10 protein-coding genes, 1 other RNA gene and 1 pseudogene are annotated in these 12,259 nt (G+C 43.4%); 7 read left to right on the top strand and 5 right to left on the bottom strand.

Annotated features, from left to right (window positions below):
* Window positions 1-129: 129 nt before the first annotated feature.
* Window positions 130-741 (top strand): annotated as a pseudogene (locus tag ACTNB3_RS13075) (cytidylate kinase family protein); the annotation flags it as partial.
* On the opposite strand, the gene ACTNB3_RS13070 reads toward ACTNB3_RS13075, so the two are convergent.
* Complete coding sequence (locus ACTNB3_RS13070; protein WP_441026216.1) at window positions 741-1,301, bottom strand: hypothetical protein; 561 nt, start codon at window positions 1,299-1,301, stop codon at window positions 741-743. The pseudogene ACTNB3_RS13075 and the gene ACTNB3_RS13070 overlap by 1 nt on opposite strands.
* A gap of 109 nt (window positions 1,302-1,410) precedes the next feature.
* Complete coding sequence (locus ACTNB3_RS13065; protein ID WP_441026214.1) at window positions 1,411-1,749, bottom strand: P-II family nitrogen regulator; 339 nt, start codon at window positions 1,747-1,749, stop codon at window positions 1,411-1,413.
* Window positions 1,750-2,076: 327 nt separating this feature from the next.
* Here ACTNB3_RS13065 and ACTNB3_RS13060 point away from each other — a divergent pair, with 327 nt between their 5' ends.
* The 4 genes from ACTNB3_RS13060 to tadA all read left to right on the top strand — a co-directional run bounded on the left by ACTNB3_RS13060 (window position 2,077) and on the right by tadA (window position 6,130).
* A complete protein-coding gene (locus ACTNB3_RS13060) occupies window positions 2,077-3,144 on the top strand; it encodes a hypothetical protein (protein WP_441026212.1) in 1,068 nt (355 codons plus the stop codon).
* Window positions 3,145-3,159: 15 nt separating this feature from the next.
* Window positions 3,160-4,584 carry a deoxyguanosinetriphosphate triphosphohydrolase gene (locus tag ACTNB3_RS13055; RefSeq protein WP_427820461.1) on the top strand — a complete coding sequence of 475 codons (1,425 nt, stop codon included), beginning with the start codon at window positions 3,160-3,162 and terminating at the stop codon, window positions 4,582-4,584.
* 66 nt (window positions 4,585-4,650) lie between these two features.
* A complete protein-coding gene (locus ACTNB3_RS13050; RefSeq protein WP_427806153.1) occupies window positions 4,651-5,646 on the top strand; it encodes a hypothetical protein in 996 nt (331 codons plus the stop codon).
* Window positions 5,627-6,130, top strand: a complete 504-nt coding sequence (gene tadA / locus ACTNB3_RS13045) for a tRNA adenosine(34) deaminase TadA (RefSeq protein WP_427806152.1) — start codon at window positions 5,627-5,629, stop codon at window positions 6,128-6,130. Before ACTNB3_RS13050 ends, tadA begins: the two co-directional genes overlap by 20 nt.
* Window positions 6,131-6,175: 45 nt before the next feature.
* Here tadA and ACTNB3_RS13040 read toward each other — a convergent pair whose 3' ends face one another.
* From ACTNB3_RS13040 to ACTNB3_RS13030, 3 genes are all read right to left on the bottom strand, one after another.
* The gene (locus tag ACTNB3_RS13040) at window positions 6,176-6,598 is read right to left on the bottom strand and encodes a bacteriohemerythrin (protein WP_441017463.1); all 423 of its coding nucleotides are present in this window, start codon (window positions 6,596-6,598) and stop codon (window positions 6,176-6,178) included.
* Window positions 6,599-6,731: 133 nt separating this feature from the next.
* An RNA gene (gene ffs / locus ACTNB3_RS13035) (signal recognition particle sRNA large type) lies at window positions 6,732-6,995 on the bottom strand.
* 51 nt (window positions 6,996-7,046) lie between these two features.
* Complete coding sequence (locus ACTNB3_RS13030; protein WP_441026209.1) at window positions 7,047-8,576, bottom strand: nitrite/sulfite reductase; 1,530 nt, start codon at window positions 8,574-8,576, stop codon at window positions 7,047-7,049.
* A 146-nt stretch (window positions 8,577-8,722) separates the two neighbouring features.
* Between ACTNB3_RS13030 and ACTNB3_RS13025 the strand changes: the two genes are divergently transcribed.
* Together ACTNB3_RS13025 and ACTNB3_RS13020 are read left to right on the top strand one after the other, a co-directional pair.
* Window positions 8,723-10,537, top strand: a complete 1,815-nt coding sequence (locus ACTNB3_RS13025) for a B12-binding domain-containing radical SAM protein (protein ID WP_441026207.1) — start codon at window positions 8,723-8,725, stop codon at window positions 10,535-10,537.
* A gap of 189 nt (window positions 10,538-10,726) precedes the next feature.
* Window positions 10,727-12,256 (top strand): VanW family protein, encoded by a 1,530-nt coding sequence (locus tag ACTNB3_RS13020; RefSeq protein WP_427806148.1) that lies wholly within the window; start codon window positions 10,727-10,729, stop codon window positions 12,254-12,256.
* Window positions 12,257-12,259 lie beyond the last annotated feature (3 nt).

Here is a 12,259-nt window from a genome sequence, read left to right as displayed (position 1 = left end):
AGAACCGCGGGGCACGCGGGGATAGCTTATTGATACTTAGCCCTATCGGGTTATTGAGTAAGAAGCCCCTACTTCAAAGCTTTAGGGCTTAAGTAGTGGGAGCATGTCACTCCGGTGTTAGGAATTGCTATGATTCTTGTTATATTGAATTTGGGTGCACCGTTGGATTATCATCTGATTCTGGGAGCGGGAATGTTTACGGCTGTTTATATTCTGTCGCGTGCATTAGGAAAATATTTTGGCGCTTATTTCGGGGCGGCCGTTACAAAGTCTCCGCAGACAGTAAAAAAATATCTTGGTTTTACACTGCTCCCACATTCTGGAGTTTCTCTTGTATTTACGGGAATTGCGGTTTCCGTTTTGAGCGGTTCCGCGCCGGAATGTGCGCAGATCATACAGGGAACGATCGCGGCGGCAGCGGTGATCAATGAAATCATTGCAGTGATCATGGCGAAAAAAGGATTTGAATGGGCTGGGGAACTGAATCAGAGTGGTGCGGACAATGCATTGGAAGAGAAAGCTTCAGCTCCACTTGTTATTACAATCAGTCGGCAATACGGAAGCGGTGGACGAGATATTGCTATGAAATTGTCGAAAGATCTGGGGATTCCGTTTTATGATAAAGAGATCATCGAAATGGCAGCTCAGACCAGTTCGATTGAGCGTTCATTTTTTGAAAATTATGAGACGGATAAATCCAATAAAGTGCTGAACGAGCTGGCAAGTAATGTGACGAATCATTACTCATTGGATGACCGGGTGTTTGAACATAATGTGAAAACGATACGGAGGATTGCGGAGACGTTGCTTACGCAGTCACATCCGGCTGTGATGGCAACTAATCCTGCGAGGGAGCCGTTGAAGGTCATGGATACGTCTGGTTTGCCGTAGCGGATCCATGTTACGATCAGTGCTGCGAGGGTTGCGGCAGTCGCACAGAATACAATATGGAAAATGATAAATACGCCGATTGGAAGACCGTTGAATAATCCGTCAGCATCGGCAAGTTTGGTCGGATCTAAGAAGCCGGTTGAACCGATGATTCCGTTCCAGTCACTTCCATGCATGATTGCAAACCCGAATATAAAGAAGAAAAGACTTCCCAGGACAAAGTCCATCATATTTTTCATCAAAATGTTACCTGTGTTTTTGGCTCTTGTAAAACCGGCCTCACACATAGCAAAGCCTGCCTGCATGAAATAAACCAATATTGCACCTACAATTGTCCATACTACATTCAGAAGAAGCTCTGTTGCTGCCGTGGCTTCCATGCCGCTTTCAATTAATGCTGTTAATCCCATAATACTACCTCCTCTTTCTGTTATAAAAAAGGATACCTGATGCATCAGATGCACAGCTATCCTCATTGATAACAAATATGAATTTTTTTATTTATATGTACCATTTTGATTAAAGAGCTGCGGTACCGCGCTCATCAGTACGAATGCGGACAGCATCTTCCACTTCATACACAAAGATTTTGCCGTCGCCGTATGCTCCGGTTTGGATTTCCTCAACGATTTTCTGAATCAAAGGTTCTGCAACAGAAGGGTCAACGACTGTTTCAACTTTTACTTTCGGGAGAAGATTCACGCTGTATTCAGCTCCGCGATATATCTTTCTGTGCCCTTTTTGATTGCCGTATCCCATGATGTTGCTGATCATAACGCCGTTTGCGTTGGAAGCGTCAAGAATTGCTTTCAGGTCTTCAAGCTTCTCCGGCTGGATGATGATTTCCAGTTTTTTCATAATAACACCCTCCTTTTCTGGAAAACAAAAAGGCGCTTTCCGTGTTAGGAAAACGCCCTTGTTTTTGGATATCCGCTATTATACACAAGGGGAGTGATTTATCAAAGGTATTTTTATAAAAATTTTATAATTTGTAAATCATGAACAGAAATAAATAAAATGAGAGAAAAAAGTTGTGAAAATCGCAAGTGTAGAATATCCGAGTCAGGAGGAAGAAAAAGAGCAAAAAATAAAGAAAAAAATGACGACTGTTGACGGATAAATTGTCATTTGCTACAATAAAAAATAGGGAAAATGGTGCTGAATTAATAAGGAGGAGAAGATGGCATGATAAGTCTCACATTTGGGGAGCAAGTAAAAATTGTTTTAAGCAGAAAAGGTATGACAATCAAGGAGCTGGCAGAACAGATTGAGGAAAGAACTGGGAAAAAGATGTCCAGACAGAATCTGACACAGCGTCTTGGAAGAGATAATTTTCAAGAGCAGGATATGCGCATGATTGCAGACATTCTGGGGTGTTCGTTCCAACTCAGTATTCTTGCAAGTCAGGAAGCGGCAGAGAGGGCATCTGTAATTGAAGAAGTTCCACCGACAAGTAAAGAACTGGATAAGCTTGCAGCAAAGAAGGAAAGAAAAGCGGCACGTGCTGAAGCGAAGGAAGCGGAACGAGATATTACAGTGGGCGAGATCGTAGATATGATGGAAGAACCGCAGGAGCAGGAGGGAGAAAAAGAAGCTGCTCCGGCCACGGAACCTGTGGTAGAGCAAATGATTGATACAACGGTTGACACAGAGACAGAAACTGTAGTAGAGGAAATATCTGAACCTGAGGAAAAGACGGCAGGCGAGGAGGAAGCAGCTAAGGAAGCTGAAGTTAAGGAAGAACTGGTTCATGGCGAGCCGGAAGAAGATGCAATCGGAGAAGAAGTGCTGGAGGAGACAGTGGCAGAAGCACCGACAGAGGAGGAAAGAATATCGGAATCTGTGATGGAAGAAGCTACGGATGTACAGCCGGAAGCAGAGCCAGAGGAAACCATGAAAGGGGAAACAGCGAAGACTGAGCATAGGGAATCGCGTTTCTCCAGAATAACAAAGATTATTTCTTCGCCAAAGAGAGAAGAAAAGCGTCACGAAAAAGCAAAAGATTTTCAGCCGATCAAGAAACGTGTGGATGAAGATGAAGATCTTGTAAATGGTGATGTGAATCCGTATACAGGTCATGAATATCAATCGAACAGTGTTCGGATGCATCCGAAGCGCATCGGTTATGTTCAGGTTTATGACCGTAAGGAACATAAATGGACAGATATGACGGAATGGGCATTCCTTGGATTTGAAGAGCGTAAAAAAGCAACGCTTGGCAAGGATTATGAACCGCCAATCTATCTGGATTAATGACAGAGGGCTGTTATGGAGTGGGAAAAGCTTTTATCAGCAAAGAGGGACCGGCAGAGTGTACATCGTGCCGGTTCTGTTAAATCTACAGATTTGCGCAGTGAATTTGAGAAGGATTATCATCGAATCATAGGAAGTGCGTCGTTCAGACGGCTTCAGGACAAAACGCAGGTATTTCCTTTGGATAAAAGTGATTTTATTAGAACGCGTCTGACTCATTCACTGGAAGTATCATCATTTGCCAAGTCTTTGGGACAGAATATCGGTGAAAATATACTGACGTATGGCCTGGATCCGGGATTTAGTCCGAGAATGAAAGAGGATATCTGTAGTATTCTTCAATGTGCAGGCCTGATTCATGATATAGGAAATCCGCCATTCGGGCATTTCGGGGAGCTTGCTATTCGGGAATGGTTTGCAGAGAATCTGGGAAAACTGGAATTTTGCGGGCAAAAGGCAGAAGAACTGTTAGAACCGCAGATGCGAGAAGATTTATATCATTTTGAAGGAAATGCGCAGGCACTGAGGCTTGTGACTAAGCTGCATTATCTCGTGGATGAACGGGGAATGAATCTGACATATGCGCTTTTGGGGAGTATAATCAAATATCCGGTTTCTTCGCTGGAAATCAGGCCGGAGAGCGGGAATATTAAGGATAAAAAGTTAGGATATTATTATGCAGACCGAGATATTTTCTATGATGTACAGGAAACGACCGGGACCAATGGATGTCGGCATCCGCTGACGTTTATTCTTGAGGCTGCTGATGATATTGCATACAAAACGGCCGATATCGAAGATTCATTTATTAAAGGATTTATTTCGTTCCATAAGCTGAGAGAAGAACTGGAAAATCTTAATACGGAGACAGGAGAAACTGGAGGTCCGTTTGATGCGTTGTATGAACTTGACAAATTCTATATGAGGGGAAAAGAGCGCGGAGAACGGAAACCAGAGGAGTATGCGGTCAAGAACTGGATTGTTCGTGTACAAGGTTTCATGATTACTTGTGCAACCGATGGGTTTACATCGAATTATGAAGCGATCATGGATGGAAGATATGAACATGATCTTTTTTATGGGACGTATGGAGAAAAACTGATGGATCTGCTTGGAAGTCTGGCATTTCGCGAGGTGTTTACTTCGGCGCAGATTTATAAAATGGAAATGAAAGAGTCGGTTATGCTGAATTTTTTGATGGATAAGTTTTCGGCAGCTGTCATGAAATTTGATAACCCTTATGAGAAACCGGGAACAATCGATAAAAGGATTATTTCTTTTATATCAGATAATTATAAAAGTGCATATTATTTTCACAGTAAAGGAAAAAGTGAATCGGAAAAGCTGTATCTCCGTCTCCTGCTTGTGACGGATTATATTTGTGGAATGACGGACAGTTATGCAAAACGTCTGTATCAAGAACTCACAGCGATTTTTTAGTCATGATTTCGGATTATTCTGAATAAGTTAGAGTAGGTATGTTTTTTGAAGGAGTGCACTCTTGCTATGAAGAAATTTATCCGGTATCTGTATGAATATCAAAATGGGAAACGAATCAGAAATGTAGGATTTGTGCGGACAGAAGAATCTGATGATTCGGCAGTGATCCAGATTTACGGACAGGGATTTCCGGTGTCGGACGGACAGACACTGGAAATCTTCCTTTTTTATCTGATGGGAAATCAGACAGTGGGAATTTATATGGGCGAAATCCCGGGAACAAGATCTGCTTTTGGGTATCGACTTGCGTATTCTGCGGAAGACGCAGGTGGTATTGATTTTTTCAACAAGATTGAAGGAATGATTCTCCGGAAGAAAAGAAACGAGGAAGAAGAATGGTATGCGGCTGTTTGGAATGAACGACGGGTTGATGTTGAAAATATGATAAGACGGGAGGAAATATTGCGGCGGGAGACGAAAGAGGAAACGAAGCAGTCGGAGAAAGAAGAATTGCCGGAAGATGTGGAGCTTTCAAAGAAAGAGGACATTCCGGAGAATCCGGAAAGCTCCGGGGAGAAAGTGCCAGCGGATACGGAGGCTCCGGAGGAAGAAGAACTGACGGAAAATGTGGAACAATCAGAGCCTGTCGAGAAGCTGGAAGATGATAGGGAGTCCTTGACGGAAGAAGTAACAGAAAAGGAAGAAGGATACAGGGAACAGATTTTCAAAATCAGCAGACAGGACCTCGCCCAGCTTCCACGCAGGGAGTGGCGTCTGGCAAACAATCATTTCCTGCTTCACGGATATCACAACTATCATCATCTGGTTTCATTTCGGAAAGATGGGAGATGCTGGCTCGGAGTTCCGGGGATTTATCATCCCAGAGAGGAATGCGCAGCCGGTGCATTTGGATTTCGGCAGTTTATGAAGCCGGAAAAAGGAGAAATGGAATGGACAGAAGGAGAACGCAGTCAGTCGGAAGATTTTGGGTATTGGTGTCGTGAAATCAGTAATGTGATAAAAAAAACGAGGAGAGAAGAGGATGAAGAGACAGCTCACTGAGGATGAAAAGTATATGAGGGAAGCAATCAGGCAGGCAAAAAAGGCATGGAAAATTGAGGAAGTACCAATTGGCTGTGTGATTGTTTATGAAGGAAAGATTATTGGACGTGGATATAACAGGCGTACCACAGATAAAAATCCGCTTGCACATGCAGAAATTCTTGCCATCAAAAAAGCTAGTAGGAAAATGGGGGACTGGAGATTGGAAGACTGCACCTTATATGTGACGTTGGAACCATGTCAGATGTGTGCAGGAGCAATCGTACAGGCACGTATGAAACGAGTCGTGGTTGGATGCATGAATCCGAAAGCAGGATGCGCCGGGTCGATACTGAATCTTCTTCAGGTTGCAAAGTTCAATCATCAGGTGGAGCTGGAAACCGGCGTACTGGAGGAGGAATGTTCTCTGATGATGAAAGGATTTTTTAAAGAGCTCCGCGAAAAGCAAAAACGAAAAAAGGAACTGGAAAAAGAAAATCTCTGATTGGAAATTGAGGACTCCAATCAGAGATTTTAATGTCTTTATTTTTTACAGTTTTTCATCGTTGAGAGTCATATTCTTGTACTCTGCAACAGAACGGTCAAATCCTTTGATATGGTTATAAAGCCAGTCAACGACATTCTTCTGAACCTGCGCAACGAAAGCCTCGGACGGACCTTCCTCTTCCTCGAGCATAGCGTGAAGTTCGGAAACGACCTGACGGAGTTCTTCATGTTTCTGCTTATGTTCAGCAATTCCCGGGTATCCGATCTCTTCCTGAAGTTTTTCTTCAGCTGAAAAATGGAAATCAGTGTAGTCTGCAAGGTAACCCAGTGTCTGGATTGCAGTTACTTTACCGGAGCTCTGCTCACAGCTCTTCAATAAGTCATTAATTTTGTCAATCAGCTCTTTATGCTGAGAGTCGATCATCTCATTACCAGTTACTAAAGTTTCGTCAAATTCTGCGTACATCGCAATCTCCTCCTTGATTTACATCGGCATTTCAGAAAAATAATATCTGAAGTCGGTTCATATTATATAGAATAAGCGTAGTTGATTATCGGGGGAAAGTCAAGTGATACTAATAAGAAAACGAGATTATTTTTCGTGCGCTGTGCGTCGAACAATTTCCCCCCAAACGGTACTCCGGCTGTAAACTCAACCCAGGCTACCTTACGGCACCCAGAAGCATCTGCTTAGTGCTGCTTCGTTCCCGACCTGACACGGTTCACAGAGATCCGCCGCGTAAGACCCAGATATCAACGCCACGAACCGGAGGCAGCTTTGACAAGAAAAGCCCTCGGCACAGCATCACCCCTACTATAGCGGATTGTAGGTACAGGGTACCGCTAACACCCCGGCTGCACGGAATATAATTGTAACTTGTTTTCGCCAAAATGTCAACGGCTATGCTTTCATTTTATAAATATTTGCCTGCAATTTCTTTGAAGCGTTCCGGATTCTTTGCATACCAGTCATCATACAGCATACCGGAAGCGGAGATCTCTTCTCCAAGGTCTTTGAAAAATGCAGGGATATCGGTTTCCAGTATCGTTCCGAGCTGTTCGCCAAAACGTTCATGATTCTCTTCATCTTCTCCGTTGACCGTCATCACAAATGCAGAGACCGGTTTCCCGTCTACTTTCTTCATACCGCCGCGGAAGCCGATTTTGCCGATTTGGTGAGTTCCGCAGGAAGATGGACAGCCGGAAATGTGAATCTGAGGAAGAACACCGTCAGCAAAATCCCATTTTCTGGATTCGTTTACCAGAGTGGCAAGGAGAGCCTGAGAGTCACGGACACCTACCTGGCAAATAGAAGCGCCGATACATGCAACGGAAGACTCGAATACGGTTCCGGCACTGTCGGATGTGATCTCCAGAATTCTCTCAGCTTCCTTTCCGGTACAGTTTATGATATATGCGCCTTCGTCCGGAGTGAGGCGAAGCTCAACACCATCCATGTCACAGATTGCTTCATAAAGGTCAACCAGTTTTTCTGGAGAAGGGCATCCGCCGATTGGATGATACTTGACAGCGTATAAACCATTTTGCTTTTGAGCAATAATTCGGGGAGAAACCACTTCAGAACCATCGCTGAATTTTGGAGAAACGCTATCGGAGATATGAAGAGTCAGATCCGGACACTCTGCTTTTGCATCTTCTAGTTTCTTCAAATATTCTTCCGGCAGTTTGTCACCAAGCACATCCTGCATATAACGGGTTCTTGCTTTGGCACGATTCTCATAATTTCCATATGTGGTGAATAAACGAACCATTGCTTCAATATAATAGAGAATCTGGTCGGGACGGATTTTTTCAGCTACTGGAACCCCCATTTTAGGGTTGTTGCCCAGTCCACCTGCGCAGTACACGTCAAAGGTGCCGTCTTCTCTTGCGCAGAAACCAAGATCGCGGAATGTTGCGTGCGTCTGATTGGCAGGAGAATTTGAGAAACATACTTTTAATTTGCGGGGGAGTTTGACTGTTTTGATCAGCCCCATCAAGTAATCGGCAGCTGCATTGGCATATGGCATCACATCAAAATATTCGCCCTTTTCCACGCCACTCAGCGGAGAGACCATAACATTTCTTGGAAAATCACCGCCGCCTCCACGGGTCACGATGCCGGCGTCAAGCGCTGAAACGGACAGCTCACAGACTGTATCCGCGTTCAGATTGTGAAACTGGATGGTCTGACAGGTGGTAAAATGTACTTTGTCTATATGATATTTTCGGATTGCATCTGCAATAAATCCGAGCTTTTCTTTTGTGACACGTCCTCCAGATAGACGCAGACGAAGCATGCTGGATTTCCCGCCGCGCTGTGCATAGCTGCCGAATCCTCCGGAAAACCCCTTATATTCAGGAACTGTTACTTCGCCTGCATAAAATTTCCTTGTGACTGCTTCAAATTCTTCATAATCTTTTTGCCATTTGGTTGTCTGCATAGTTATACTCCTTTGATAAAGAATTTAAGATATCTATATAATAGCCAGTTTATATAAAAAAATCAATTTACTTTCAATATTTTACAAATGACTCGATTTGCTATATAGTGATGAGTAACAGCTAGTGGTAAGCGAGGAGGCAGAGTATGAAAGTTTTGTTAACTGCTATAAATGCAAAATATATACATTCTAATCTTGCTGTTTATAGTCTGAAAGCGTATGCCGAGGAGAAGATGCAAGGTACGGAGAAAGAGAATGATGTCAGGATAGAAATTGCGGAATATACGATCAATCAGCAGACGGATGAGATATTAATGGATATTTATAAAAGAAAGCCGGATATGCTATGCTTGTCATGTTATATTTGGAATTTGATCTATGTTGAAGAGATTGTGCGCGAAATACGCAAAATTTTGCCGGATGTGATCCTGTGGCTGGGGGGCCCGGAGGTATCTTATGATGCGGCAGATGTGTTGAGACGGCTCCCGGAAGTGGATGGTGTGATGATGGGGGAAGGCGAGAAGACTTTTGCAGAGCTTCTGATGCATTATAATAAAAGCAGTCGGAATCAGACAAAAGAACTGGCCGAGATTCCGGGAATCACTTATCGGCGGTTCTCAGATGTAATTCAGACGGAAGAGATAGGCGAAAATGAATGGCGGCCGGTAATGAATCTGAGTGATGTTCCGTTTGTATATCATAATATGAAAGATTTTGAAAACAAGATCATATACTACGAATCCAGCAGGGGATGTCCGTTTTCATGCAGTTACTGTCTGTCATCGGTGGATAAGTGCCTGAGATTTCGCAATTTAGAACTGGTAAAAAAGGAGCTGCAATTTTTGATTGATCATAAAGTACCGCAAGTGAAATTTGTTGACAGGACATTCAATTGTAGTCATAACCATGCGATGACGATCTGGAGCTATATCATGGATCATGATAATGGCATTACGAATTTTCATTTTGAAGTTTCTGCGGATCTTCTGAATGAAGAGGAACTGGAACTGATGAGCCGGATGCGCCCGGGACTGATTCAGCTGGAAATTGGGGTACAGTCTACAAATCTTGAGACGATCCGTGAAATACACCGTACAATGCGTTTTGGAGAAGTGGCGCGGATCGTGAAGAGAATTCATTCATTTGGAAATATTCACCAGCACCTGGATCTGATTGCCGGGCTTCCGTTTGAAGACTATGAAAGTTTTGAAAGATCGTTTAATGATGTTTATGCTCTGCAGCCGGAGCAGCTTCAGCTGGGATTTTTAAAAGTGCTGAAAGGATCCTATATGGAAGAACATAAAGAAGAATATGAACTGGCTGCGAAAAGTCTTCCGCCTTATGAAGTGCTGCACACAAAGTGGCTGCCCTATGATGATATACTACGACTTAAAGGAATTGAAGAGATGGTTGAAATGTATTATAACAGCAGACAGTTTTGCCATAGTTTACCGTATATCATCCGTTTATATGAAAGCCCATTTGCTTTTTTTGAGGATCTGAGCCGCTTTTATGAAGAAAGAGGAATGAATCTTGTGAGCCATTCCAGAGTAACTCGTTATGAGATACTTCTGGATTTTACAGAAGAACGGGATCCCGAACATACGGAGGAATATCGACAGTTGATGACGTTGGATTACTTCCTTCGGGAAAACGCGAAAAACCGGCCGGAATTTGCAGGAGAAGAACGAATTTCAAAAGAAGAGGAAAAGGAATTCTATGATCAGGAAGCAAAGAAACACCGGTATCTGGCTGGATATGAGGACTACGACAGAAGGCAACTGCGAAAAATGACACATCTCGAAGCGTTTTCCTTTGATGTACTTGGAAATATGAGTTCCAGACGGGTGATTCTGTTGTTTGACTATCAGAACAGGAGTCCGCTGAATCATGAGGCAGCGATTTATACGATCTGTGAAGAGGTCTATGAAAAAAGCGAGGCTTGTGTATTGCAAAAATGAGGCAAAGAGTATAGAATGTAAAGAAATATGCATGTAGAGGTGAAAACAATGTTCAATCGTAAAAAGACACAGAGAGCAGCAGCAGTGATCATCCTCGTAGTCATTGCGGCGATGGTGGTTACGATGGTACTGCCGTATTTGATTTAGGAGCGGTAAAACAAGAAGTGCAGCAAAGAGGGGAAACTGGCAATGCCGAAGCGTAAAAGAAAACCGCATTTGAGCAAAAAAGCGAGAAGAAGGAAAAGACAGAGAATCGCCTATCTAAGCGGTTTGTTTTTGCTGTGTATTTTGCTGGTTTGCGGTATCTCTTATGGTTTGCTTTATCGTTATGTGAATAAAACAGAGGAAGATAAAATCAGTAATCATATCTACATAGGGAAAGTAGAACTGTCTGGTATGACAAAAGAGCAGGCAAAAGATGCTGTAGAGAAAAAGATGGCGGAATACAGACAGCTCAAAGTAACTCTCAAAGTTGGAGAACAGACCGCTAAGACAACACTTGGTGATCTGGGAATTGAAATGAAAGATGTGGATAAGCTGATAGAAGAGGCAGTCTCTTATGGGAAAGAGGGATCAGTCTGGAAGCGTTTCCGGCAGATCCGGAAGCTGGGAAAAAATGAACTGGTGCTTGACGACACGTATCAGCTGGATGGAGAGAGTGCAAAATCAGTTTTAACTGAAAAGGCGCTTCCTATGGAGACGCGTGCTGTGGATGCTACGATTACTCATAAAGGTTCCGGATTTGAGATTACGGATGAGGCGGCGGGAAATAAGATTAAAATCGAAGAATCTCTGGCGAATCTTGAAAAATATTTAAATGAAAAATGGAAATATAAAGAAATTACGCTGGAACTGGTTCAGGAATCGGAAGCACCCTCGGTGACAAGAGCAGATCTGGAATCAATCCGGGATGAACTGGGGTCTTATTCCACACAAGCCGGATACGGTGACCGGGTGAAAAATATCCGAAGAGCAGCAGAGCTTCTCAATGGAACACTTTTGATGCCGGGCGAAGAACTCTCGGTAGAACAGACCTTGGCACCGTATACAGAAGAGAATGGATATGTGGCCGGCAGCGCTTATGAGAACGGGCAGGTCGTTCAAAATATCGGAGGAGGTCTCTGTCAGGTATCTACGACGCTGTATAACGCGGTTCTTTATTCGGAACTGGAAGTTACTGAGCGATGTGCACATTCTATGATCGTCAATTATGTGGAGCCATCGAGGGATGCGGCAATTGCAGAAGGTGTGAAAGATTTTAAATTTAAAAATAATTATGATACCCCGATCCTGATTGAGGGATACGTTGACAGTAATAATAAGGTCTGGTTCTATATTTACGGAAAAGATACCAGGGCCGAAGGCCATTCAGTAGAATTTGAAAGTGAAACACTCGAGCGCACAGAATATTCGAAGAAATATGTAGAAGATCCGGATAGTGCGATCGGTTCGATGGAAGAAGAGGGAACAGCAATCAATGGACGTACGGCAAGGCTTTGGAAAGTTGTTTATGAGAATGGACAGGAGGTCAGTCGCGACGTTATTAATAACAGTACATATAAAGCTTCGGAAGTAACAGTGAAAGTCGGAACGGCTTCGGGAAGTGCAGAAGCATCCAAGCTGATAAGAACTGCAATTCAGAGTCAGAATGAAGATAAGATCCGGGAAGCTGTAAGTGAGGCAAGAACACTTCAGAGTGGTTCCGGGGAAGGAGAATAGCGG

This window comes from Bariatricus sp. HCP28S3_D3 (assembly GCF_052065755.1).
In the GTDB taxonomy this organism is placed as follows: Bacteria; Bacillota; Clostridia; order Lachnospirales; family Lachnospiraceae; genus Allocoprococcus.
Note: the sequence above shows the minus strand (reverse complement) of the source record. Positions and strands in the feature narration are given on the sequence as shown.